Source organism: Streptomyces litmocidini, from assembly GCF_014649755.1.
Classification (GTDB): domain Bacteria; phylum Actinomycetota; class Actinomycetes; order Streptomycetales; family Streptomycetaceae; genus Streptomyces; species Streptomyces litmocidini.
In genome coordinates, this window is record NZ_BMTQ01000002.1 from 296,368 (window position 1) to 320,661 (window position 24,294).

Annotated in this window: 25 protein-coding genes and 1 tRNA gene; 16 read left to right on the forward strand and 10 right to left on the reverse strand. The window is 71.5% G+C overall.

Features of this window, described 5'->3' with window-relative positions; genetic code table 11:
* Positions 1-6 precede the first annotated feature (6 nt).
* On the forward strand, positions 7-264 hold the full coding sequence (locus IE180_RS04695) for an acyl carrier protein (RefSeq protein ID WP_190155460.1): 258 nt from the start codon (positions 7-9) through the stop codon (positions 262-264).
* Between the two features lie 129 nt (positions 265-393).
* Positions 394-1,389, forward strand: a complete 996-nt coding sequence (locus IE180_RS04700) for an aromatase/cyclase (protein WP_190155461.1) — start codon at positions 394-396, stop codon at positions 1,387-1,389.
* 15 nt (positions 1,390-1,404) lie between these two features.
* On the opposite strand, the gene IE180_RS04705 is transcribed toward IE180_RS04700, so the two are convergent.
* Complete coding sequence (locus IE180_RS04705) at positions 1,405-2,187, reverse strand: DUF6081 family protein (protein WP_190155462.1); 783 nt, start codon at positions 2,185-2,187, stop codon at positions 1,405-1,407.
* 141 nt (positions 2,188-2,328) lie between these two features.
* Here IE180_RS04705 and IE180_RS04710 point away from each other — a divergent pair, with 141 nt between their 5' ends.
* The 3 genes from IE180_RS04710 to IE180_RS04720 all read left to right on the forward strand — a co-directional run bounded on the left by IE180_RS04710 (position 2,329) and on the right by IE180_RS04720 (position 4,470).
* Entirely contained in the window at positions 2,329-2,757 is a 429-nt protein-coding gene (locus IE180_RS04710) for a nuclear transport factor 2 family protein (protein WP_190155463.1), read from the forward strand.
* A 104-nt stretch (positions 2,758-2,861) separates the two neighbouring features.
* On the forward strand, positions 2,862-3,530 hold the full coding sequence (locus tag IE180_RS04715) for a 4'-phosphopantetheinyl transferase family protein (RefSeq protein ID WP_190155464.1): 669 nt from the start codon (positions 2,862-2,864) through the stop codon (positions 3,528-3,530).
* 19 nt (positions 3,531-3,549) lie between these two features.
* A complete protein-coding gene (locus IE180_RS04720) occupies positions 3,550-4,470 on the forward strand; it encodes an MBL fold metallo-hydrolase (RefSeq protein WP_229860291.1) in 921 nt (306 codons plus the stop codon).
* A gap of 56 nt (positions 4,471-4,526) precedes the next feature.
* Here the strand turns inward: IE180_RS04720 and IE180_RS04725 are convergent, their stop codons facing one another.
* A complete protein-coding gene (locus IE180_RS04725) occupies positions 4,527-5,060 on the reverse strand; it encodes a flavin reductase family protein (RefSeq protein ID WP_190155466.1) in 534 nt (177 codons plus the stop codon).
* Between the two features lie 270 nt (positions 5,061-5,330).
* Here IE180_RS04725 and IE180_RS04730 point away from each other — a divergent pair, with 270 nt between their 5' ends.
* Positions 5,331-5,705 (forward strand): DUF6344 domain-containing protein, encoded by a 375-nt coding sequence (locus tag IE180_RS04730; protein WP_190155467.1) that lies wholly within the window; start codon positions 5,331-5,333, stop codon positions 5,703-5,705.
* 377 nt (positions 5,706-6,082) lie between these two features.
* On the opposite strand, the gene IE180_RS04735 is transcribed toward IE180_RS04730, so the two are convergent.
* Positions 6,083-6,790 carry a DUF5324 family protein gene (locus IE180_RS04735; protein ID WP_190155468.1) on the reverse strand — a complete coding sequence of 236 codons (708 nt, stop codon included), beginning with the start codon at positions 6,788-6,790 and terminating at the stop codon, positions 6,083-6,085.
* A gap of 196 nt (positions 6,791-6,986) precedes the next feature.
* Between IE180_RS04735 and IE180_RS04740 the strand changes: the two genes are divergently transcribed.
* Positions 6,987-7,514 carry a peptidylprolyl isomerase gene (locus tag IE180_RS04740; protein ID WP_190155469.1) on the forward strand — a complete coding sequence of 176 codons (528 nt, stop codon included), beginning with the start codon at positions 6,987-6,989 and terminating at the stop codon, positions 7,512-7,514.
* A gap of 22 nt (positions 7,515-7,536) precedes the next feature.
* Positions 7,537-8,400: a rhomboid family intramembrane serine protease gene (locus IE180_RS04745; RefSeq protein WP_190155470.1), complete on the forward strand. Its 864-nt coding sequence runs from the start codon at positions 7,537-7,539 to the stop codon at positions 8,398-8,400.
* A gap of 316 nt (positions 8,401-8,716) precedes the next feature.
* Here the strand turns inward: IE180_RS04745 and crgA are convergent, their stop codons facing one another.
* On the reverse strand, positions 8,717-8,968 hold the full coding sequence (crgA, locus tag IE180_RS04750) for a cell division protein CrgA (RefSeq protein WP_190155471.1): 252 nt from the start codon (positions 8,966-8,968) through the stop codon (positions 8,717-8,719).
* 140 nt (positions 8,969-9,108) lie between these two features.
* On the opposite strand from crgA, the gene IE180_RS04755 reads away from it, so the two are divergent.
* The 6 genes from IE180_RS04755 to IE180_RS04780 all read left to right on the forward strand — a co-directional run bounded on the left by IE180_RS04755 (position 9,109) and on the right by IE180_RS04780 (position 13,435).
* A complete protein-coding gene (locus IE180_RS04755) occupies positions 9,109-9,876 on the forward strand; it encodes a DUF881 domain-containing protein (protein WP_190155472.1) in 768 nt (255 codons plus the stop codon).
* Positions 9,877-9,910: 34 nt separating this feature from the next.
* Positions 9,911-10,588, forward strand: a complete 678-nt coding sequence (locus IE180_RS04760; RefSeq protein ID WP_190155473.1) for a class E sortase — start codon at positions 9,911-9,913, stop codon at positions 10,586-10,588.
* A 64-nt stretch (positions 10,589-10,652) separates the two neighbouring features.
* Entirely contained in the window at positions 10,653-10,814 is a 162-nt protein-coding gene (locus IE180_RS04765; RefSeq protein ID WP_015034837.1) for a hypothetical protein, read from the forward strand.
* Positions 10,811-11,449, forward strand: coding sequence for an aminodeoxychorismate/anthranilate synthase component II (locus IE180_RS04770; RefSeq protein ID WP_190155474.1), 639 nt, complete (start codon positions 10,811-10,813; stop codon positions 11,447-11,449). The genes IE180_RS04765 and IE180_RS04770 overlap by 4 nt, the downstream gene beginning before the upstream one ends.
* On the forward strand, positions 11,446-12,723 hold the full coding sequence (locus tag IE180_RS04775; protein WP_229860292.1) for a class E sortase: 1,278 nt from the start codon (positions 11,446-11,448) through the stop codon (positions 12,721-12,723). Before IE180_RS04770 ends, IE180_RS04775 begins: the two co-directional genes overlap by 4 nt.
* 37 nt (positions 12,724-12,760) lie before the next feature.
* Complete coding sequence (locus IE180_RS04780; protein WP_190155475.1) at positions 12,761-13,435, forward strand: class E sortase; 675 nt, start codon at positions 12,761-12,763, stop codon at positions 13,433-13,435.
* A gap of 92 nt (positions 13,436-13,527) precedes the next feature.
* Here IE180_RS04780 and pknB read toward each other — a convergent pair whose 3' ends face one another.
* From pknB to IE180_RS04810, 6 genes are all read right to left on the reverse strand, one after another.
* Entirely contained in the window at positions 13,528-15,540 is a 2,013-nt protein-coding gene (gene pknB / locus IE180_RS04785) for a Stk1 family PASTA domain-containing Ser/Thr kinase (protein ID WP_190155476.1), read from the reverse strand.
* Positions 15,541-15,707: 167 nt separating this feature from the next.
* A complete protein-coding gene (locus IE180_RS04790; protein ID WP_190155477.1) occupies positions 15,708-17,168 on the reverse strand; it encodes a peptidoglycan D,D-transpeptidase FtsI family protein in 1,461 nt (486 codons plus the stop codon).
* On the reverse strand, positions 17,165-18,586 hold the full coding sequence (locus IE180_RS04795) for an FtsW/RodA/SpoVE family cell cycle protein (RefSeq protein ID WP_190155478.1): 1,422 nt from the start codon (positions 18,584-18,586) through the stop codon (positions 17,165-17,167). The genes IE180_RS04790 and IE180_RS04795 overlap by 4 nt, the downstream gene beginning before the upstream one ends.
* 26 nt (positions 18,587-18,612) lie before the next feature.
* Positions 18,613-20,103 carry a Stp1/IreP family PP2C-type Ser/Thr phosphatase gene (locus IE180_RS04800; protein WP_190155479.1) on the reverse strand — a complete coding sequence of 497 codons (1,491 nt, stop codon included), beginning with the start codon at positions 20,101-20,103 and terminating at the stop codon, positions 18,613-18,615.
* 179 nt (positions 20,104-20,282) lie between these two features.
* The gene (locus tag IE180_RS04805) at positions 20,283-20,801 is read right to left on the reverse strand and encodes an FHA domain-containing protein FhaB/FipA (RefSeq protein WP_041130130.1); all 519 of its coding nucleotides are present in this window, start codon (positions 20,799-20,801) and stop codon (positions 20,283-20,285) included.
* 10 nt (positions 20,802-20,811) lie between these two features.
* On the reverse strand, positions 20,812-21,654 hold the full coding sequence (locus IE180_RS04810; protein WP_190155480.1) for an FHA domain-containing protein: 843 nt from the start codon (positions 21,652-21,654) through the stop codon (positions 20,812-20,814).
* 446 nt (positions 21,655-22,100) lie between these two features.
* On the opposite strand from IE180_RS04810, the gene IE180_RS04815 reads away from it, so the two are divergent.
* Positions 22,101-22,187, forward strand: a tRNA-Leu gene (locus IE180_RS04815).
* Positions 22,188-22,555: 368 nt separating this feature from the next.
* Complete coding sequence (locus IE180_RS04820; RefSeq protein WP_190155798.1) at positions 22,556-24,268, forward strand: sensor histidine kinase; 1,713 nt, start codon at positions 22,556-22,558, stop codon at positions 24,266-24,268.
* The last annotated feature ends 26 nt before the right edge of the window (positions 24,269-24,294 follow it).

Genomic DNA, 24,294 nt, shown 5'->3' on the forward strand with positions numbered 1-24,294 from the left:
CCCACGATGGCACGACTGACCCTCGACGCACTGCGCACCATCCTCGTCGCCTGCGCCGGGGAGGACGACGGCGTCGACCTCTCCGGCGACATCCTCGACACCACGTTCGAGGACCTCGGCTACGACTCCCTGGCCCTCATGGAGAGCGCCGCCCGTATCGAGCGTGAGTTCGGCATCGCCCTCGACGACGACGACGTCAACGAGGCGCTCACCCCCCGCCTCCTGCTCGACCTCGTCAACGGTTCCGAGGTGCGGGCCGCCTGACGCGGCCCCACCACCGGTCGGCCGGTCGGCCGGCCCCGGGGGCACGGCCCGCACCGCCCGTGCGCGAGGTGCCCCCGGGGCGTCCCGGCGCCGTCCCCGTACGCATCCCCCGTCCAAGGAGTACGCCCCATGGCCCGCACCGCCGCCCTCCCCTCCCCGACCGTCCACCGCAGCGAGCACTCCGTGACGGTGGCCGCGCCCGCCGAGACGCTGTACGCCCTCGTCGCCGATGTGACGCGGTGGCCCGCCGTGTTCGAGCCGACCGTGCACGTGCGGCACCTCGCCCGGGAGGGACGGACCGAACGGTTCGAGATCTGGGCCGAGGTGAACGGCGAGATCGCGCACTGGCGCTCGCGCCGCGTCCTCGATCCTCGGCGGCTGTACGTGTCCTTCCGCCAGGAGCACAGCAGGCCGCCCGTCACGTCGATGTCCGGCGGCTGGCTCTTCCGGCGGCTGGCCGACGGCCGCACCGAGATCGTGCTGCGCCACCGGTTCACGGTCGTCGGCGACGACCCGGCCGCCGCAGCCCGGATCGAGGAGGCCCTCGACCGCAACAGCGCCCGCGAACTGGGAGCCCTCGCGGCGCTCGCGGAGACCGGCCACCCCGTGGACGACCTGGTCTTCTTGTTCACGGACACGATCCCGCTCGCCGGAGCCGCCCGCGACGCCTACACCTTCGTCGAGCGCGCCGAACGCTGGGCGGAGCTGCTGCCGCACGTCGCCCGCGTCACGCTGACCGAGCCCGAACCGGGCCTGCAGTGGCTGGAGATGGACACCGTCACGGCCGACGGCTCGGCCCACACCACGCGCTCGGCGCGGATCTGCCGCGCGCCGGAGTGGATCGCGTACAAGCAGCAGCGCACCCCCCGGCTGCTGTCCGGCCACAGCGGCGAGTGGACGTTCGCACAGACCCCCCAGGGGGCGGTGGCGACCGCACGTCACACGGTCGCCGTCGACCCGACGGGCATCACCGAGGTGCTCGGTCCCGACGCCACGCTCGACGACGCCCGTGCGTACGTGCGCGAAGCCCTCGGCCGCAACAGTCTGACGACCCTGCGCCACGCGGCCGAGGCGTCCGGCGCGGCGCGGACGGCGGACGCCGCCGAAGCGGCCGAGGCCGGCTGACCGCCGCGCCCGCGGTCAGGGCGCGTCACGGCCCTGCGAGCCCGCCGCCAGCGCCACGCGGCGGGCTCGCAGGCGCACCCCCTGGCCGTACGCCGCCGTGGCGAGCAGCCCGAGGCCGACGGCCAGCCGGTCCGGGGCCACCTCGGTGCGTGGCCCCGGCGTGGAGCGCTCCAGGCGGCGGCCGTACCGGGCGTCGGGCTCCAGGCCCGTACGGTCCACCGCGAACACCTCCTCGCCCGCGAGCAGCCAGCGGGCCCGCCCCGCCGACGCGTCCACCTCGACCGCACAGCGATGCCACGCCTCCGGTGCGCGGGGCGCCACCGGGACGGCGTACGCGAACGAGCCGTGCGTCGCACCGGGGCGGGGCAGCCGCTCGTACAGCGCCCACACGAACCCGTTCGTCAGCGCGAAGTCGAAGACCAGGCCCGAGACCATGTCCACGCAGATCAGCGCGGCCATCGCGCACGCGGGGCCGTCCCCCTCCGGGTGCCGGTCCGCCGACAGCACCCGCGCCGACAGGTCCGCCTCCGCCCGGAACGGCCCCGGCCCGCGCGCCTCCGGTTCCGCGAACGCGGCCCACCGCAGATGCGGCTCCTGCTGCCCGGCCGGCGCCCGGGTGAACACGGGCCGCTCCCCGTGCCCCGTGCCGTACCCCGACACCACGCACAGCCCGTCGCCGTCGCCGGGCGTCCACACCCGGGCGTCGCCCTGCGCGAGCCACGGCAGCGGCCGCAGCCGCCAGCGGGCCGCCCGCCCCGGAGCGGCCCAGTCCTCGTGGAAATCGTCCTCGAACAGCATGCCCGGCTCCCGTGTCGGCTCGGTGACGAGGTGGTGTGACGGAGCGAGGTTCGCCGTCCCGGCTCAAGCCGCAGTGGAGGCCCCTTCGAGCCCGCCCGGCGAGGGTGACGCCATCGAACGTCCCGCGCTCCGGAGGAACCGATGACCGCCACCGCCGTCCGTACCGAGGTCTACGCCCAGGTCCAGCACTTCTACGCCCACCAGATGCAGGCCCTCGACGGGGGCCGCTTCGCCGACTACGCGGCCACCTTCACCGAGGACGGCACCTTCCAGCACTCCCCCGGCGTCCAGCCGGCGGTGGGCCAGGACGGGATCGTCGCCGAACTGGTGGAGTTCCACAAGCGCTTCGAGGGCGACCCGGTCCAGCGCCGCCACTGGTTCAACCACATCGCCCTGGAGCCGCAGAGCGACGGCTCGCTGCGCTCCACCGTGTACGCCCTCGTCGTCACCGTCCGGCCCGGCGGAAAGCCCGAGATCACGCCCAGCTGCGTCGTCCACGACGTGCTGCTCGTCACCGACGAGGGAGTACGGACCCGCTCCCGCCTGATCACCCACGACCAGCTGGCCTGACCGCCCGCGCCGCCGTGCGGACACCACGGGACCGGGTCCCGGACCCCGGCCGCGATCCCGGCCCCGGCCCCGAGCCGGCCCCCCGTCCCGGGCGGCCGTTGCTGGTGCACGGCACCGTCGAGGAGTGGGCGCGGGCCGCCGAGTCCCGCCGGAGCCCGCCGCACCCCGGTGACGCCGCCCGCCTGAGCGCCCTGCGCGACGACCGGCTGCGCCGCCGCTTCCTGGCCTCCCGGCTGCTGCTGCGCACCACGCTCGGCGCGCTCGCGGACCGCGACCCCGACGGGATCGTGCTCACCCGCACCGCGCTGGGCCGCCCCTACGCCCCCGACCTGCCGGAGCTTGACTTCAGCCTCAGCCACACCGGCTCCCTGCTGGCCGTCGCGGTCGTCCGCGGCGGCCGGGTCGGCGTGGACGCGGAACGGCCCGGCCGCCCCATGTCCGTACTGGAGCACCGGATGTGCACGCCCCACGAACGTTCCGGACTCGACGCGCGAGAGCTGCGCGGCACGGCGCGCGACGCGGAGCTGCTGCGCCTGTGGACCCTCAAGGAGGCCTACGCCAAGGCGCTGGGCACCGGACTTCGGCACCCGCCCCGCACGATCGGCCTCGACCCGGCGGACCCGGCCGGCAGGCCCGCGCTGCCCGGCACGCTCCCCGGCACCCTGAGCACCGCCACCCGCACGCTGCCCGACGGGACGGTGGTCGGCGTGGTCAGCGCGAGCGGGTTCGAGCGGGGCTCCAGCCGCTCAGCCGACGATGAGCCAATTCCATGATGTCGAGGAGGAGACCCACATGACCGGAATCACCGTCGGAGCCGTCCGGCCCGAGCTGACGGAGGTCGCCGACGGGGTGTTCGCCCACGTCCAGCCGGACGGGGGCTGGTGCCTGAACAACGCCGGTCTCGTCGTCTCGGGCGACCGCGCCGCGCTCGTGGACACCGCCGCCACCGAGGCGCGCGCCAGGATCCTGCGCGAGGCGGTGCTCCGGGTCGCCCCGGCCGTCCCGCAGGTCCTGGTCAACACCCACTTCCACGGCGACCACACCTTCGGCAACTTCGTCTTCCCGGAGTCCCTCGTCGTCGGCCACGAGCGCACCCGTACGGAGATGACCGAAGCCGGCCTGCACCTGACCGGCCTGTGGCCGGACGTGGAGTGGGGCGACCTGCGTCTCGTCCCGCCGGCACTGACCTTCCGCGACCGGCTCACCCTGCACGTCGGCGAGAAGACGGCCGAGCTGCTGCACCTGGGCCCGGCGCACACCAGCAACGACACGGTGCTCTGGCTGCCGGCCGAACGGGTGCTGTTCACCGGCGACCTGGTGATGAACGGGGTGACGCCGTTCTGCCCCATGGGCTCGGTCGCCGGCTCCCTCGAAGCCCTGGACACGATGCGCGCCCTCGCCCCGGAGGTGGTCGTCCCCGGCCACGGCCCGGTCGCGGGCCCCGGCGTGTTCGACGAGACCGAGGGCTACCTGCGCCTGCTCCAGGACCTCGCCGAGCAGGGCCTCGCCGAGTCCCTCGACCCGGTCGAACTGGCCCACCGCACCGACCTGGGCGAGTACGCCCGCTGGCTCGACGCCGAGCGGCTCGTTCCCAACCTCTTCCGCGCGTACGCCGAGAAACAGGGCGAGCCCCGCGGCTCCCGCGTGGACATGAGCGAACTCTTCGCCCGCATGATCGACTACCACGGCGGCCTGCCCACCTGCCACGCCTGAGCGCCCGGCGGGTTCCCCGCCCGCCGCCCCCGGACGGGGAGCCCGCCGTCGCCCGGTCACGTGCCCGCGGCGATCCGCGCCGGTGCGGCGGCGGCCGGCAGGGAGTCCCACGCGGCGAAGGCCCCCCGCCGGTACAGCAGCGGGCGGGCCTCCTCGCGTAGCAGGACCCGCTCCATGCGGCCGATCAGCAGCCGGTGGTCACCGGCGACCAGACTCCGTTCCAGCGTGCACTCCGCGTGGCCCAGCACCCCGTCGAGCAGCACCGGACAGGCGGGCACGGACTCGCCGCGCCGCCACGCCACGCCGTCGAACTTCCGGTCCGAGCGCCCCGCGAAGGTACGCGCGAGCTCCTCGCCCCCCTCGGCGTCCAGCAGATGCAGCGCGAAGGCCTCCGCGCCGAGCACCGCGGGCAGCGTCCGGGAACCCTCGTCCACGCAGACCAGCAGCTGGGGCGGGTCGAGGGACACCGCGCTGAACGCGGTGCAGGTGAAGCCGAGCGGTCTGCCGTCAGGGCCGGCCGTGGTCACCACCGCGACGGCCGCCGGTACGGATCCGAAGAAGTCGCGGAACGCCTCGGGCCCCAAAGCCATGCCTCTCACCGCCGTCATCTCGCACATGCGCAGCACCGGGGCGGACCCCCGGGGCCCTGACAGCGTCTGCGGGACGTCTGGAGGCCGTCTGGACTCCCGCTGGAGAAGCCGGCGCCCGGCCCTGGGCCGGACGGGTGGTGTTCATCGGAAGAACTGCGCGGCGACGGCGTCGGTCCGCGGAAACCGGGACCGCGTCAACATCATGAGAAAGGTATGTAAAGCGCGCAACCCGAAATGAACCATCCGAGAACGTCACGAAAGTGAGGGGTCATGGCCACCGCCAAGGTCAAGCAGTTCTGGACCGCCTTCATCTCCGTCCTCTTCGCCCTCCTCGCCTCCGTCGGCCTGGCGAACACCGCCGCCGCGGCCGGGCAGCCCTCCGTCCAGCAGCCCGAGGAGCCGGCCGCCCCCGCAACCGTCCCCGCCGCCACCGCCGTGGAGCGCGTGCTCGCTCCCGTACCGGCACAGCGGGCGCGCCGGTGGCCGCTGGCCGGGGACCGCTCCCTGCCGCCCACCATCAAGCAGCGGATCGCCGCCGAGGCCCACGGCTCCTCCCCCTCCACGCGGCAGCGGTCCTCGTCGACCGCCGGGGTCGAGAGCGACCCGGCCGCGCTGACCGAACTCGCGCTCGCCGCCGCGGCGTAAGGCGTGGGGAGCCACGACGCGTACTCCCCGCACCCCACCGCGGAACTCCGCGGAAACGCCCACGGCGGAACCGGCGAGCCCACGGCAGGACCGACGCTCCCACGGCGGGTCCGGCGAGCCCGCGGCAGGACCGGCAGTCCCACGGCGGGTCCGACAAGCCCGCGGCAGGACCGACAAGCCCGGCGGGTCCGACGAACCCCCATCGGCACCCCGCAGGACCCCGCACGACCCGAGCAGGCCCCGAGTACGGCACCCGCAGGACCCGGCACGGACCAGAGCGACCCCGGCAGGGCCCGGCACGACCCCGGCAGGGCCCGGCACGAACTCGGCAGGACCCGGCACGACCCCGGCAGGACCCCCGCAGGAGTGGCGGTCGGTCAGGGGCGCTCGTCGCGTTCGGCGGCCTCCGCGGCGGCCGCGGCATCCGCGTCCGTCTCCGCCTTCTCGTCGAGGATGGCCCCACTGCCGTCGACGGACGACAGCGAGGAGTCCTCGTCCGCCTCGCCCATCTCGGTCGGAGCGGGCGGCTCGACCAGCCAGTCGGGATTGGCCTGCTTGTCCCACCACTTCCAGGCGGTGAACACGCCGCCGACCAGTACGCCGAGGACGACGATTCCCTTGGCGACGCGTCCGGCCCTGGCCCGACGCTCGTGCTTCTTCACGATCTTCTGGATTTCCCTCGGCGTCACCTGACCGCGCAGCGCGGCCCAGGCGGCGACGGAACGCGACCCGGCCTCCTCGAGGGCGGGACCGGTCGCGGCGACCGCGCTCTCGACGCGCGGAACGGTGTAGTCGGCCGCCTGACGGGCGGCCCGGCGGGTCTTGACCGCCGCACGGTGTGCGGCCGCGTCGACCCGTGGCGGTACACGCGGTGCGACGTACGAGTCGTACTGCGCACGAGCCTGCGTCCGGGCCTGTTGAGCGGCCTTCGAGAGCTTCGGCGCGAGCATCGCCCGCGTCTCGTGCGCGTAGTGCGCGGCCTGGTCCTTGGCCGTGCCGGCGTACGGCGCCACCACTTCCGCGGCGTGCAGGACGCTCTCCTTCGCCGATCCTGTCGCGGCGCGCACGCTGTCCATGCGGGTCACGGGGTTCCTCCTCCTCGGTGGCGATGTCGGTTTTTCGCCTTTCCATCCTTTTCGGAATCATGCCTCCCGGACCGGGCTCCGGCATGTGGGGCTGGCATCCGGGGCATGCGAGGATCGGACACGCCAGAGACAGACGTGGCATGACGCGGGACGACGCGCGTGGCACGACGCGAGACGACGTGGACGGAAGGCGACCGTGGCCGAGCAGTTGTACGCGATCCTCAAGACGAGCCTGGGCGACATCGAGGTGCGGCTGATGCCGTTCCACGCCCCGAAGACGGTCCGGAACTTCGTCGAGCTCGCCTCCGGCGGGCGCGAGTGGACGCACCCCGCCACCGGCAAGGTCTCCTCGGACCCGCTCTACGACGGAACGGTCTTCCACCGGGTCATCAAGGGATTCATGATCCAGGGCGGCGACCCGCTGGGGAACGGCACGGGCGGGCCCGGCTACGAGTTCGCCGACGAGTTCCACCCGGAGCTCTTCTTCGACCGCCCCTATCTGCTGGCCATGGCCAACGCCGGCCCGGGCACCAACGGCTCGCAGTTCTTCGTCACCGTCGGCCCCGCCACCTGGCTGAACCGCAAGCACACCATCTTCGGCGAGGTCGTGGACAAGGAGAGCCGGAAGGTCGTGGACGCCATCGCGGCCGTCCCGGCCGACCCGCACACCGACCGTCCGCTCCAGGACGTGGTCATCGAGTCCGTGGTGATCGAGAAGCGCTGAGGCGGAAGGGACGGGACCTCCCATGGACACGCAGCCCGGTCCGCTGCGCTGCTACCGCCACCCGGAGGCCGAGACCGGCATCCGCTGCGCCCGCTGCGAGAGGCCCATCTGCACGCAGTGCATGGTCTCCGCCTCCGTCGGCTTCCAGTGCCCCGAGTGCGTGCGGGGCGGCTCGGGGACGGGCCACGCCGCCGACGCCAACCAGCCCCGGACGCTCGCCGGCGGCCGGGTGGCGGCGGACGGGCGTTTCGTCACCAAGATCCTCATCGCGATCAACCTGGCGCTGTTCATCGCCGTCCAGGTGGTGGGCGACCGGCTCGTCGACGACCTGGCGCTCATCGGCGGCGCGTACCTGCCGAGCGGGGAGCTGGTCGGGGTCTCGGACGGCGAGTGGTACCGCCTGCTGACCTCCGCCTTCCTCCACCAGGAGATCCCGCACTTCCTCTTCAACATGATGGGCCTGTGGGTGATCGGCGGGATCGTCGAGCCCGAGCTCGGACGGATCCGGTACGCGGCCCTCTGTCTGCTCGCCGGCCTCTCCGGCTCCGCGCTGGCCTACCTGCTCTCCCCGCAGAACCAGTTCTCGCTGGGCGCCTCCGGCGTCGTCTACGGCCTGATCGGCGCCTGGGTCGTGCTGGCCCGGCGCCGACGACAGGACATGCGGCCGGTGGTCCTCTTCGTGGCGCTGTCGTTGCTCTTCACGTTCACCCGTCCGGGGATCTCGTGGCAGGCGCACGTCGGCGGTCTGGTGGCCGGCGCCCTGGTGGCGTACGCGATGCTGCACGCGCCGCGGGCCCGCCGGGACCTCGTGCAGTACGGGGCCTGTGCGCTAGTGCTCCTGGTCGACCTGGGGATCGTGCTCGCCCGTTCGGCAGCGCTCACCTGAGCATCCACACCTGTGGAAGAGCTCTTCTGTGAGCTTTCCCCAGAGTTATCCACAGCGTGTGGCGGGTCCTGTCCGCAGCGTGGGGAAACACAGCGCCCCTCGCCTCTGACCTGGGGTTTCACCAGGGAGACGAGGGGCGCTGTGGATAACCTCACGGGTGATTCCGGTCATACCGGCGTCAACCTCGCGCCGAGTTATCCACAGATCTTCGTAAGTTATCCAGTGCTGTGCACAACTCTGTGGATAAGCTCGGGGGAGAACTTGACGAGCGGCCCGCGCGACCGCTAGATCGCCCGGGCCATCCCTGCTTCCGCCGCTACTTCCACTGCGTGGAGACGCCGAAGCCGGCCGCGATGAAGCCGAAGCCCACCACGATGTTCCAGTTCCGGATCGACTCGACCGGCATCGAACCGTCGGTGACGTAGAAGACCACGATCCACACCAGCCCGATGGCGAACAGCGCCAGCATCACGGGCGCCACCCAGCTGCGATTGGTCAGCTTGATGGCGGTGGCCTTGGCGGGGGGAGGCGTGAAGTCGGCCTTCTTGCGGATCCGTGACTTCGGCACGAGGGACTCTCCTGTCGATGCGCTGCGTGACCGCGCAGGGAACTGTGGCTGGCGCCGGGATGTGACGAAGGAGGACGACTGCGTCCCCCAGGCGTCCGTTAGCGTAGTGGTTCCGCGGCACCGAAGGGGATCAGGGTACGTTGAGCAATTCCGCCGACACTCCCGAAGGGCCGGGCCGCACCACGAGGTGGCGCCCCGTCCGAGTGCTCACCCTTGCCGTCTTCGCCCTCGCCGGACTGATCTTCGTCACGAGCTTCAACACCGCCAAGGGCACCAACCTCCGGACCGACGCCTCGCTCCTGAGGCTCTCCGACCTCATCGAGGAACGCAGCCACAAGAACGCCGGCCTCGACGAGTCCACCTCCGCCCTCCGCGCCCGGGTCGACTCCCTCGCCGCCCGCGACGACGGCTCCACGCGCGCGGAGGACGAGAAGCTCGACGCGCTCGAGGCGAAGGCCGGGACCACCGAGGTCTCCGGCTCCGGCCTCACCGTCACCCTCGACGACGCCCCGCCCAACGCCCAGGCCGCCCCCGGCTACCCCGAACCGCAGGCCAACGACCTCGTCATCCACCAGCAGGACCTCCAGGCCGTCGTCAACGCCCTGTGGAACGGCGGCGCCGAAGGCATCCGGGTCATGGACCAGCGGCTCATCTCCACCAGCGCCGTGCGCTGCGTCGGCAACACCCTGATCCTCCAGGGCCGCGTCTACTCCCCGCCGTACAAGATCACCGCCGTCGGTGACCGGGGGAAGCTGACCAAGGCCCTCGCCGACTCCCCCGCGCTCCAGAACTACCAGCTGTACGTCAAGGCGTACGGACTCGGCTGGAAAGTCGACGAGCACAGGGCGGTGACTCTTCCCGGCTACTCCGGCACAGTGGACCTCCACTACGCGAAGCCGGTGAGCTGACGCGTCGAGGGGTCGACCGGGGGGAGCCGGGGCCGTGACGGTACGACTGGTCGTACGGAGCCTCAGCGAGCTGTGCATCACCGCCGGCGCCCTGGTCGTCCTCTTCGTCGCCTACCTCCTGTACTGGACCGGCGTCCAGGCCGCCGACGCCGGCGCCGCCCAGATCGACACCCTCCAGCGGGAGTGGGCCGGCACACCCGTCGCCGCCGCACCCGCCCCCGCGCGCGTACCGGCGCCGTACGTCACCGGCAAGGGCTTCGCCGTCATGTACGTCCCCCGGCTCGGCCGCGACTGGGAATGGCCCGTCCTCGAAGGCACCGGACCCGACGTCCTGAAGCGGGGCCTCGGCCACTACGCCCGCACCGCCCCGCTCGGAGCCACCGGGAACTTCGCCGTCGCCGGCCACCGCAGGACCCACGGCGACCCCTTCAAGGACTTCCCGCGGCTGCGCCCGGGCGACGCGATCGTCCTCACCGACGGCACGACCTGGTTCACCTACCGGATCGACCGCGGCCCGTACCGGACCGTCCCCGGCGACACCGCCGTCGTCGACCCCGTCCCCAGGAAGTCCGGCTTCGACGGACCCGGCCGCTACCTCACCCTCACCACCTGCGACCCCGAGTGGGGCAGCAGCCACCGGCTGATCGTCTGGGCGCACCTCGACGCCACCCGCCCGGTCACCGACGGTCGTCCACAGGCTTTGGGCAGCTGACCCCCCGCGGCCCGCTCGCCCCGTACTCTGGTCCCCGTAACGAACGGAAGGGGCGGTCGACGTCATGTACGGCTGGATCTGGCGGCATCTGCCGGGCAACGCGTGGGTACGGGCGCTGATCTCGATCGTGCTGGTCCTCGCGGTCGTCTACGTCCTCTTCCAGTACGTGTTCCCCTGGGCGGAGCCTCTGCTTCCGTTCAACGATGTGACGGTGGACGGCCAGTGAGCGCGCGAATTCTCGTCGTCGACAACTACGACAGCTTCGTCTTCAACCTCGTTCAGTACCTCTACCAGCTCGGCGCCGAGTGCGAAGTCCTCCGCAACGACGAGGTCGAGCTGAGCCACGCCCAGGACGGCTTCGACGGCGTCCTGCTCTCTCCCGGGCCCGGCGCGCCCGAGCAGGCCGGGGTCTGCATCGACATGGTCCGGCACTGCGCCGACACCGGCGTGCCCGTCTTCGGCGTCTGCCTCGGCATGCAGTCGATGGCCGTGGCCTACGGCGGCGTCGTCGACCGCGCGCCCGAGCTGCTGCACGGCAAGACCTCCCTCGTCACGCACGGGGGCCGGGGCGTCTTCACCGGCCTGCCCTCGCCGTTCACCGCGACCCGCTACCACTCGCTGGCCGCCGAGCCCGCCGACCTGCCGGCCGAGCTGGAGGTCACGGCGCGGACCGAGGACGGCATCATCATGGGCCTGCGCCACCGCGAACTGCCCGTCGAAGGAGTGCAGTTCCACCCCGAGTCGGTCCTCACCGAGCACGGACACCTGATGCTGGCCAACTGGCTGGAGCAGTGCGGCGACAAGGGGGCGGTCGGCAGGTCGGCGGGGCTCGCTCCGGTGGTGGGCAAGGCCGTCGCGTGACGACGGGCTCACCGTGGTTCCGGCCGTCGAACGGGCCGGGACCGGAGCCGACAGCCGGGGACCCGTACGCGCCCGCCACCGAACCGTACGGGCCGAACACCGAACCGTACGCACCCGCTGCCGAGTCGTACGCGCCGAACACCGAGCCGTACGCGCCCGCCCCCGACCCGTACGCCGCCGGTGAACCGTACGCGCCCGCCGCCGAACCGTACGCACCGGCCGCCGACCCGTACGCGCCCGCCCCCGAGTCGTACGCGCCGAACAGCGAGCCGTACGCACCGGCCGCCGAACCGTACGCGTACGAAGAGCCGGTGTCCCGCGGGCCCGTCGCCCCAGAGGGCCCCTACGAGCCCCCGTACGGCCCGTACGAGGCGGAAGGGCCCCCGGCGGCCCGGCCGGACGAGACGATGCCCCTGCGGGCCGTGGAGGACCCCGCCGAGCCGTCCCCGGGGCCCGGGCGGGCCGAGCGACGGCGTGCCGCCAAGGGCGGCCGGGGCAGGAACCGGGGCGCCGCCCCCGCGACCGCCGCTCCGTCCGCCGCCGAAGGACGTCCCCTCTCCCGCGTGGAGGCCCGGCGGGCCGCCCGCGCCGCCAAGGAGAGCGTCGGCGTCGTCGCCAGCCGGGTCGTCGGAGAACTCTTCATCACCTTCGGCGTCGTCATGCTCCTCTTCGTCACCTACCAGCTGTGGTGGACGAACGTCCGGGCCGGTCAGGAGACCGACAGGGCCAAGGCCCAGATCGAGGACACCTGGGCCAAGGGCGGCGGGGACGAGAAGCCCGGGGCCTTCGAGCCCGGCAAGGGCTTCGCCATCATGTACATCCCCAAGCTGGACGTCGTCGTCCCCATCGCCGAGGGCACCAGCAAGACCGACGTCCTCGACAAGGGCATGGTCGGCCACTACGGCGAGGGCAAGCTCAAGACGGCCATGCCGGCCGACAAGCAGGGCAACTTCGCGGTGGCCGGCCACCGCAACACCCACGGCGAACCGTTCCGGTACATCAACCGGTTGAAGCCCGGCGACCCGATCGTCGTCGAGACGCGGAGCGCGTACTACACGTACGAGATGACCGGCATCCTGCCGCAGACCTCGCCCTCCAACGTCTCGGTGATCGCACCCGTACCGAAGCAGTCCGGCTTCAAGGGCCCCGGCCGGTACATCACGCTGACCACCTGCACACCGGAGTTCACCAGCACCTACCGCATGATCGTGTGGGGCAGGCTGGTCGACGAACGCCCGCGCAGCAAGGGGAAGCCGGAAGCGCTCGTAGGCTGAGACCCCACACCTCCGGACGGGACGACGGGACGACCTAGTGGCACGCGCGCGCAATCGGATCGCCGGGCTCATCAGCCTCTTCGGCGAACTCCTCATCACGGCGGGCCTGGTGCTCGGCCTCTTCGTCGTCTACTCGCTGTGGTGGACCAACGTCCTCGCCGACCGCGCCGCCGACAAGGACGGCGCCCAGGTCCGCGACCGGTGGGCCGACGGGCCCGGCGCACTGGACACCAAGGACGGCATCGGCTTCCTCCACGTACCCGCCATGAAGAACGGCGAGGTCCTGGTGAAGCAGGGCACCGGCACCGACGTCCTCAACCACGGCGTCGCCGGCTACTACACCGAGCCGGTCAAGTCCGGGCTCCCGCAGGACAAGCAGGGCAACTTCACGCTCGCCGCCCACCGGGACGGCCACGGAGCCAAGTTCCACAACATCCACAAGCTGAGGACCGGGGACGCGATCGTCTTCGAGACCAAGGACACCTGGTACGTCTACAAGGTCTACAAGACCCTGCCCGAGACCACGAAGTACAACGTCGACGTCCTCCAGCCCGTCCCGAAGGAATCGGGGAGGACGAAGCCCGGCCGCTACATCACGCTGACCACCTGCACCCCCATGTACACCTCGGACTACCGCTACATCGTCTGGGGCGAACTGGAGCGCACGGAGAAGGTCGACCGCGACCGGACCCCTCCGGCGGAACTCCGCTGAACCCCGGAAGGCGCCCCGGAAGACGGGAGGGCCCCGGCATCCCCACGGGATGCCGGGGCCCTCGCCTCGTGCGCGCTCGGTGCGGGCGGGTCTCAGCCGAAGAAGCCGCCGATGCCGCCACCGGGGCCGCCGTTGTTGTTGTCCCCGCCGCCACCGCCCAGGGTGTTGACGGTGACCGGCTGGCTCTTGTCGACCATCGTGCCCTCCGGCGGGTTCGTGTTGACGACCATGGCGTCCTCCTTGTCGGAGCCCGCCTGGACGACCGTGAGGCCCATGCCCTGGAGCAGGTCCCGGACCTCCTTGAACTTCTTGCCGGTCAGGCCCTGGGGGATCTGGACCTGGGTCTGCTGCGGGCCCTTGGAGACCTTCAGCGTGATCTGGACGTCCTTCGGCTGGTTCGACGGACCCTGCGGCGTCTGGTCGACGACCGTGCCCGCGGGCTCGTTCGAGTCGACCTCCTCCTTGGTCACGTTCTTGAAGCCGATCGTGTCCAGCTGCTGGACGGCCTGGTCGTAGTTGCGGCCCTTGACGCTGGGAAGCTCCGACAGCTGCTTCTTCGCGACGGTGATCGTGATCTCGGAGTTCTTCTCCGCCTTGGTGCCGCCCTCGGGGTTCTGCCGCAGGACCGTGCCGGGGTCCTGTTCGGACTCCTCCTGCTCGACCTTGACCTTGAAGCCCTTGTCCTTGAGGCTCTGCTCGGCCCGGTCCTGGGACTGCTCCATGACGTCCGGGACCTCGACGAGCGGGGCGCCCTCGGAGACGTACACCTGGATCGTGCCGTCGACGTCCATCTTCGCGGCGCCGTCCGCGGCCGGACTCTGGCGGCAGATGGAGTCCTTGGGCTGGTCGCAGCGTTCGGTGCCGGCCTGCTGGACCTTCACCTGCGCGTTGCGCGCGTGGTCCTGCGCGTCCTGCATCGTCTGGCCGACCAGCTGCGGGACGGTGACCTTCTGCGGCCCGTCCTTCTTGTCGAAGATCGCGACGCCGATGAAGATCGCGCCGACGAGCACCAGGACGCCCGCGAGGACCAGGATGATCGTCGAGGTGTTCGACTTCTTCTGGCCACCGCCGCGACGGCGGTCCGGGCGGTCGTCATAGCCGTAGCCGCCGTCGTCCGGGTTGACCGGCGGCAGCATCGACGTCTGGCCGGCCGGGTCGGCCTGGCGCAGCGCGGTGGTCGGCTGGTCCTCCGGCGGGTACCCGCCGTAGCCCCCGCCGTACCCGGGCGCGCCCCCCATGCCCATCGCGGCGGCGGCCGCGACCGGCTGGCCGTCGAGGCAGGCCTCGATGTCCGCGCGCATCTCGTCGGCGGACTGGTAGCGGTAGTCGGGGTCCTTGACCAGTGCCTTCAGGACGATGGCGTCCATCTCGGGCGTGATCTCGGGGTCGAAGTTGCTCGGCGGCTGCGGCTCCTCGCGGACGTGCTGGTACGCGACCGCGACCGGGGAGTCGCCGATGAACGGGGGACGGACGGTGAGGAGCTCGTAGAGGAGGCAGCCCGTGGAGTACAGGTCGGAGCGGGCGTCGACCTGCTCGCCCTTGGCCTGCTCCGGGGAGAGGTACTGGGCCGTGCCGATCACCGCGGCGGTCTGCGTCATGGTCATGCCCGCGTCGCCCATGGCGCGCGCGATGCCGAAGTCCATGACCTTGACCTGGCCGGTGCGCGTCAGCATGACGTTCGCCGGCTTGATGTCACGGTGCACGATGCCGGCGCGGTGCGAGTACTCCAGCGCCTGGAGGATGCCGACCGTCATCTCGAGGGTGCGCTCGGGCAGCAGCTTGCGCCCGGAGTGCAGCAGCTCACGCAGGGTCGACCCGTCGACGTACTCCATCACGATGTACGGGATGGAGACCTGGTCGACGTAGTCCTCGCCGGTGTCGTAGACCGCGACGATCGCCGGGTGGTTCAGCGAGGCGGCGGACTGTGCCTCACGGCGGAACCGGGCCTGGAAGGACGGGTCGCGGGCCAGGTCGGCCCGCAGCGTCTTCACGGCGACGGTGCGGCCGAGCCGGGTGTCCTGGGCGAGGTACACCTCGGCCATGCCACCACGGCCGAGCACCGGGCCCAGCTCGTACCGGCCGCCGAGGCGACGCGGCTCTTCCATAGCTAATCCAGCCCTCTCCGTCTGTCCCGACCGCACCCATGGGTGGTCCGGCGGTGTGTGCTGTTCGCGCATACGCTACCGGCCCCGTGGAGGCGTTCCGCCCGGGGCCGGTAGCTGATACCTGACCGGTACCTGGCTGGTACCCGGCTCGTACGGGGGCCCGGGGATCAGCCCCGGGCCTTGATGACCGCCTTCATCACGGCCTTGGCGATCGGGGCGGCGAGGCCGCCACCGGTGATGTCCTCACGGTCGGTGCCGGCCGAGTCCTCGACGACGACGGCGACCGCGACCGGGGAGCCCTCGGAGGTCTTCGCGTACGAGATGAACCAGGCGTAGGGACGCTTGGCGTTCTTCTCGCCGTGCTGGGCCGTACCCGTCTTGCCGCCGACCTTCACGCCGTCCATGTTCAGGTCGGCGTTGCCGCCGGTGCCGTTGGAGACGACGTTCTCCATCATCTGCTGGAGCTTCTGGGCGGTCTCCGGCGAGACCGGGCGGCTCATCTCCTCCGGCTCGGTCTGCTTGATGATGTCGAGGTTCGGGGCCCGCAGCTGGTCGATCATGTACGGCTTCATCAGCTTGCCGTCGTTGGCGATCGCCGCCGTGACCATCGCCATCTGCAGCGGGGTCGTCGCGGTGTTGAACTGGCCGATCGACGAGAGCGCGTTGCCACCGCGGTCGGAGTGCTTGTCGAAGACCGAGGCGGAGGAGCGGACCGGGGTGAACTGCTCGGCGTTGAAGCCGAACTTCTCCGCCATCTCGACCATCTTGTCGCGGCCGACGTCGTCGCCGAGCTTCGCGAAGACCGAGTTGCAGGAGATCTCCAGCGCGTGGTTGAGGCTGGTGTTGGCACAACCCCTGGCGTGGTTGACCATCTCCCGGTTGGAGAGCGGGATCTTCCAGCCCTCGGGGGTGTCGGTCGGCGCGTTGATGTCGGTGACCTTGCCGTTCTCCAGCGCGGCGGCGGCGGTGACGACCTTGAAGACGGAACCGGGCGGGTAGATCTCGCGCAGCGCCCGGTTCTGCATCGGCTTGCTCTTGGCCTCGTTCAGCGCGACCCAGGCCTTCTCGTCGTCGCTGCCGGCGATGGTGGACGGGTCGTACGACGGGGTGGACGCGAGCGCGAGGATCTTGCCGGTCTTCGGCTCGATCGCGACGACGGCGCCGGTCTTGTCGCCGAGGCCCTCGAAGGCGGCCTTCTGCGCGGCACCGCTGAGGGTGGTGACGACGTCACCGCCCTTCTTCTTCTCGCCGGTGAACATGGCGAGGGTGCGGTCGAAGAAGAGCCGGTCGTCGTTGCCGGTGAGGATGCCGTCCTCGATCTTCTCGATCTGGTTGGCGTCGTACACCTGCGAGGCGTAGCCGGTGACGGGGGCCCACATGGGGCCGTTCACATAGGTGCGCTTGTACTTGTAGTAGTTGCCGCCGGAGTCGACGGAACTGGTGATCGGCTTGCCGTCGACGATGATGTTGCCGCGCGGGTTCGCGTATCGCTCGATGCGGACGCGGGTGTTCTTGGGGTGTGCGTTCAGCTCGTCGGCACGGACGAACTGGACCCAGTTGTCCCGCAGGAGCAGGGCGAGGACCAGCAGGCCGCAGAAGATCGCGACCCGCCGCAGAGGCTTGTTCACGGACGGACCACCTGGGTCATCTCGGCGTCGGGGTTCGGGGCGGGGGCGGGCGCGGGACGGCGCGCGGTGTCGCTGATCCGGATCAGGATGCCGATCAGGGCCCAGTTGGCGATCACGGAGGATCCGCCGTACGCGAGGAACGGCATCGTCATACCGGTGAGCGGGATGAGGCCCATCACACCGCCGGCCACGACGAAGATCTGGAGCGCGAAGGCACCGGAGAGGCCCATCGCGAGCAGCTTGCCGAAGGGGTCGCGGGCGGCGAGGGCGGTGCGGACGCCGCGCTCGATGATCAGCCCGTAGAAGAGCAGGAAGACCATCACACCGGTGAGGCCGAGCTCCTCGCCGACCGTGGCGAAGATGAAGTCGGAGTTCGCGGCGAAGCCGATGAGGTCCGAGCTGCCCTGTCCCAGGCCGGCGCCGAGGATGCCTCCGGAGCCGAAGGACATCAGCACCTGGGTCATCTGGTCGCAGGCGGCGACCTTCTCCGCGCAGGCGAACGGGTCGGACCAGGCGTCCACACGGGCCTGGACGTGGCCCGCGAAGGAAGCCACGCTGACGGCGCCCGCGACGGCCATGAGCAGACCCATCACGATCCAGCTGGTCCGCTCCGTCGCCACGTACAGCATGATCACGAACATGCCGAAGAACAGCAGCGACGTACCGAGGTCGTTCTCGAAGACGAGGATGAGGAGGCTGACCGCCCAGATCGTGATGATCGGGCCGAGGTCGCGGCCACGCGGCAGGTAGAGCCCCATGAAGCGGCGGCTGGCCAGGGCCAGGGCGTCCCGCTTCACCATCAGGTAGCCGGAGAAGAAGATCGCCAGGACCAGCTTGGCGAACTCACCGGGCTGGATGGAGAAGCCACCGATGTGGATCCAGATCTTGGCGCCGAAGACGTCCGCCCCGAGACCCGGCACGAGCGGCAGCAGCAGGAGGACGAGCGCCGCCACCATCGAGATGTACGTGTAGCGCTGCAGGACACGGTGGTCCTTGAGCAGCAGCAGCACGCCCACGAACATGGCGATGCCGACCGCCGAGTACAGCATCTGCTTGGGAGCGTCGGGACTGAAGCTGCCGAAGTCCCGGATGGACTTCGCGATCAGCCGCGGCGACTGGTCCAGCCGCCAGATCAGCACCAGGCCCAGCCCGTTCAGCAGGGTCGCCAGCGGCAGCAGCAGCGGGTCCGCGTACGGGGCCCACTTGCGCACCACCAGGTGCGCGACGCCCGCGAGCAGCGCCAGGCCGAGTCCGTACCCGGCCATTCCGGCCGGGACCTTGCCGTCGATGGCCAGGCCCACGTTGAGGTACGCGAACACCGGGATGACGACGGCGAACGCCAGCAGCGCCAGCTCGGTGTTGCGGCGGCTCGGCGCCTCGATCGCGCCGATGGTGGTCGTGTTGGTGACAACGCTCATGGTGGTGAAAGGCCCCCTACGGGTGCTTACTGCTTGCCGCAGTTCGAGGCCAGCTTCTGCTCCTCCGCGGTGAGGGTGGGACCCGGGGACGGAGCGGCTGTGGTGGGCTTGGGATCAGGGGTGGCGGTGCCGGGCTTCTGGGTGGCCGGCGGCTTGCTCGCCTGGTCGGCGGCCTTCTCGGCGGCGGCGTGCCGCTGCTCGGCCTTCTTGCAGGCCGAGGCCTGCAGGGCCAGTTCCGAGATCTTCGTCTCGGCCTTGGGGAGGCTGCCGCCCGCGATCGTGTCCTCGACCTGCTTCCGCTGGTAGGCGGGGAGGTACTTGAGTTCGATCTCGGGGTGGTCCTTCTCGACCTTCGAGAGCGACACCCACGCCAGGTCCTGGCTGATGCCCTGGTACAGCGCCACGTGCTGGTCCTTGGAACCCACGAAGTACTGCGTCTGCGTCCAGCGCCAGCCGCCGTACAGCCCGCCGCCGAGGAGCGCGAGGACGAGGACGAGGAAGAAGGAGCGCTTGAGCCACTTGCGGCCGGTGCGCGGCTTGACGAAGTCGTCGTCCGTGTACGAGTCGAAGGAGCCCTGCGGGGGCATGCCGCCGTAGCCGTGGTCGTCGCCGCTGCCGGGCGGGCCGAAGCCCCCGGCGGGCGGCTGGTGGTGCGGCGCGGAGCGGCCGAGGCCCGAGGCGCGGCCGGCCGGGGTGTGCATCGCCCCGCCGTCGTTCAGCTGCGCCTGGTTCTCGGCGACGGCGCCCACGACGACCGGGATGTCGCTGAGGTGACCGGCGAGGGTGTCGCCGCCGTCGACGTCGAGGACGTCGGCGACGATCACCGTGATGTTGTCGGGACCGCCGCCGCGCAGCGCGAGCTGGATCAGCTCCTGCACGGTCTCCTGCGGACCCTGGTAGCTGGCGAGGGTGTCCTCGAGGGTCTGGTGCGAGACCACGCCGGACAGGCCGTCGGAGCAGATCAGGTAGCGGTCGCCGGCCCGGACCTCACGGATGGAGAGGTCGGGTTCGACGTGGTCGCCGCTGCCGAGCGCGCGCATGAGGAGCGAGCGCTGCGGGTGGGTGGTGGCCTCTTCCTCGGTGATCCGGCCCTCGTCGACGAGGCGCTGGACCCAGGTGTGGTCCTGGGTGATCTGGGTGAGGAGGCCGTCGCGGAGCAGGTAGGCGCGGGAGTCCCCGACGTGCACGAGGCCGAGCCGCTGGCCGGTCCACAGGAGGGCGGTGAGCGTGGTGCCCATGCCCTCCAGCTGCGGGTCCTCCTCGACCATCATCCGCAGCTGGTCGTTGGCGCGCTGCACCGCCGTACCGAGCGAGGTGAGGATGTCGGAGCCGGGGACGTCGTCGTCGAGCGTGACGAGCGTGGAGATCACCTCGGAGGAGGCGACCTCGCCGGCGGCCTGTCCGCCCATGCCGTCGGCGATGGCGAGCAGACGGGGCCCGGCGTAACCCGAGTCCTCGTTGCCCTCGCGGATCATGCCCTTGTGCGAGCCCGCGGCGAATCGCAGGGACAGAGTCATGCGCACCTGCCCTGTCGCCGCTGCATCGGGGTACGGCCGGTCTCGACCCACACTGCCCACCCTCCGGTCGCTCCGGTCATGCCGGTCGATTCGGTCGCTCCGGTCGGGAGCGCGGCACCTCCCGCGGCGGGGGCCGTACCGGCTCGCTCGCTCCGCTCGCGCTCATTCATGTCGTGGCACTACTTCCGAAGCTCGATGACGGTCTTGCCGATGCGGATCGGCGCGCCCAGCGGAATCGGCGTGGCGGTGGTGAGGCGGGCCCGGTCGAGGTAGGTGCCGTTGGTGGACCCGAGGTCCTCGACGATCCACTGGCCGTCCCGGTCCGGGTAGATCCGGGCGTGGCGGCTGGAGGCGTAGTCGTCGTCGAGGACGATCGTCGAGTCGTGCGCCCGGCCCAGCGTGATCGTCTGCCCCTGGAGGGCGACGGTCGTGCCCGTGAGGGTGCCCTCGGAGACGACCAGCTTGGTCGGTGCGCCGCGGCGCTGGCGGCCACCCGCGTTCTGCTGGCCGCGCTGCTGCGGAGGCGCGGCCGCCTGGCGCGCGTTCTGCTGGGGCCGCGCCTCCTGGCGCCGCGAACCGCGCTGGGTGACCCGTGTGCCGAACAGGTCGCTGCGAATGACCTGGACGGCCACGATGACGAACAGCCACAGAACGGCCAGGAAACCCAACCGCATGACCGTCAGGGTCAGCTCTGACATTGCCCCCGCTTCACCCTTCGGCTTGCCGGTAAACGATGGTGGTGCTGCCCACGACGATCCGCGAGCCGTCGCGGAGCGTAGCGCGGGTGGTGTGCTGCCCGTCCACCACGATGCCGTTGGTGGATCCCAGATCCTGGATCGTCGAGGGCGTTCCGGTCCGGATCTCGCAGTGCCGGCGGGAGACGCCGGGATCGTCGATCCTCACGTCCGCGTCGGTGCTGCGGCCGAGGACCAGGGTCGGGCGGGAGATCTGGTGGCGGGTGCCGTTGATCTCGATCCAGCGGCGCACCGAAGCGCCCGCTCCGCCGTGGGTGGCGGGGCCGGGCATGGCTCCGGGGCCGCCCGCCGGGCGTCCGGCGGGCGCCGTCGGCCGGTGGCCGGGCGCGCCGGGAGGCGGGGAGGCGGGCATGGGCGGGGCGCCGGCCGGGGGGTACCCGTAACCGCCGTGGCCCTGCTGCTGCGGCTGCGGCTGTGACGTACTCGACGCCAGCGTGCGGCTGCGGACGCGGTACAGGCCGGTGTCGAGGTCCTCGGCCTTCTCCAGGTGGACCTTGATCGGGCCCATGAAGGTGTACCGCTGCTGCTTCGCGTAGTCCCTGACCAGGCCGGCGAGCTCGTCGCCGAGCTGGCCCGAGTAGGGGCTGAGACGCTCGTAGTCCGGCGTGCTCAGCTCCACGATGAAGTCGTTGGGGACGACCGTCCGCTCGCGGTTCCAGATCGTCGCGTTGTTGTCGCACTCGCGCTGGAGCGCGCCGGCGATCTCGACGGGCTGGACCTCGGACTTGAAGACCTTGGCGAAGGTGCCGTTGACCAGACCTTCGAGACGCTGCTCGAAACGCTTCAGGACTCCCATGGGGCACCTCCTCCGTCGTTGTCGCCCTGGTACTGCTTACTGATCGTATCCACGCGTCGGGAAATCGGCTGGTTCCCCTTCTCTGCCCTGTGGACGAGTGTCACCTCTCACAGGCTTTCCCCACGGATCGTAGAGGTGGCCTGTGGACAGTGTCCCGCACCCGGCTGTGGGAGCGGAGGCTCGGGCCGGGGTTCCGGACCGGTCCGTCCCCTTCCTCCCCCCTTCTTCCTCTCTTCCATCGCCCTTCTTCCTGCCTCCCCCTCCCGGACGCGCCCACTTCTCCCGGCTCGTGCTCCACGCGGTCACGCCGTTGCTCCCTCCCTCTCCTTGTTCTCCGGGAGCGGGGACGAAACAACGGATGTGAATCCACGGTCTGCGACGTGCTAATCTTCAGATGTCGCCAGGCGCTCCCACCGGAAGGTGAGAGGGCAGGGAGACCACCCAATGCGCGGGTGGCGGAATAGGCAGACGCGCTGGATTCAGGTTCCAGTGCCCGCAAGGGCGTGGGGGTTCAACTCCCCCCTCGCGCACCAGACGGAAGCCCCGTAGGTCATCGACCTACGGGGCTTCCGCGTATCTCGGGGCGGATGTGAGCCTTCCCACGTCGGGCACGTGCCGGGGTCGCTCGCCGGGGCTCGTCGGGACCCCTCGAAGATCCTTCGAGGGCGCGACTTTCGTCGTCCGGAGGCGAGACGAAAGAGAGACGTACGGGGGGACGGGCGCTGCCTAGGGTTCGGACGTGGACGTCATGTCGAACTCGGGGAGCCGGACCGGGCTGCCGAACTCGGGGAGCCGGACCGGGCTGCCGAACTCGGGGAGCCGGACCGGGCCGCCGGAGCCGGGGGGCCGGACCGCGCGGGAGGCCGCGGCCAGGGCCGCCGCCTGGTGGAACTGGCTCGTGATGCCCGGGCACTGGTCACGGCGCAGGATCACCGGCGAGGTGGCCCTCGCCGTGGTCCTCGCGCTGCTGGCGGCGGGCTCCGAGGAACTCCTGGGCGGCGAGGGACGGCGGCTGGCCGCCGTCGCCGCGGGCGCGGCCGTGCTGTCGCTGCTGCGGCGCAGACTCCCCGCCGGGGTGCTCGTCCTGACCGCGGGACTCGCGCCCTTCCTGCCCGGCCTCGGGCCCCTGCTCATCGTGCTCGGCTGGTCGTCCGGCCGGTACGTCGCCAGCCCCGGGCGGGCGCTGGCCGCGTTCGTCGCCGCCTTCGTCCTGAACGTCGGCGGGACGCTCCTGGAGACCTGGGACCGGCACCGGCTCCTCACCATCGCCTTCATGGCCACCCTCTACTACCTGGGCACCACGCTGGCCCCCGGCCTCGCCCACCGCTACTGGACCCAGCGGCGGACCCTGCTGCACGCGCTCCAGGAGCGCAACGCGCAGCTGCTGCGCGAGCGGAAAATGGTGGCCTGGCAGGCCAGGCTGCGCGAGCGGCAGCGGATCGCCCAGGACATGCACGACAGCCTCGGCCACCAGCTGGCGCTGATCGCCGTGCACACGGGCGCCCTCGAAGTGGACCGGGAGCTGGGCGAGCGGCAGCGCGAGGTGGTCGGCGTCCTGCGGAACGCCTCGGTGACCGCCATGCACGAACTGCGGGAGGTCGTCGGGATACTCCGCGACGGCGTCGCGGCGGAGGACGGCACCCCGTCGGCGCCCGCACCGGCCGGGGACGAGACGGGGCGGGCCGCGCGCGGCACCGCGGGCATCGAGGGGCTCGTGGCGGCGGCCCGCGCGGCCGGCACCTCGGTCGGGCTGCGGCGGCTGGGAGAGGAGAGACCGCTGGCGCCGGCCGCCGACCACGCCGCGTACAGGATCGTGCAGGAGGCCCTCACCAACGCCTACAAGCACGCGCCGGGGGCGCCGATCGGCGTCGAGCTGCGGTACGAGCCGGACACCTTCGTCGTGGAGATCGTCAACGGCGAGCCGGTGGACGGGCCGGCGAAGGACGTGGTGAGCGGCGGGCAGGGACTGGCCGGTCTCGCCGAACGGGCCCGTCTGGTGGGCGGCATGTGCCATGCGGGGCCGGCCGACGACGGCGGGTTCCGGGTCGCCGGAATGCTGCCGTACGGCGCGGCGCCGGTCGCCGAGGCAGCGCCTTTGGTCGATGCGGCCGACGACTTCCGACAGCAGACCACGAAGCCGCTGGTGGGCGATGGTCGTCCGGTCGCGGTCGGACCGGCCGACTGGACGTACACGGAGCGGGAGCTGGCGATGGCGGTGCGTGGGGGCAGGGGCAGGAGCACGGGCGGGGCGGTCGCACTGGGCTGCGGGATCGCGTTCGCGGCGCTCGTCCTGCTGGTGGTGGCGGGGGGCTTCGGCCTCTACTTCCTCATGGGCTCCGTGAAGGACGGCATGATCGACCCCGCCCAGTACGAGGCGGTGAAGGTCGGGATGACCGAGAAGGAGGTCCGTGACCAGCTGCCCCCGGGCGACACCATGGCCACGGCGGGACTGGACGGCCCGGGACCCGCGCGGCCCGCGGGCGCCGACTGCCTGGTGCTGATGTCCTCGGACATGGGCGACATCGATGACGAGGAGCCCGTTTTCCGGTTCTGCTTCAAGGGCGGCAAGCTGATCGAGAAGAAGTCGTACTCGGTCGAGCAGCGCCAGAGCTGAGCGGCCCGTACCGGAGGCGTGGGGGA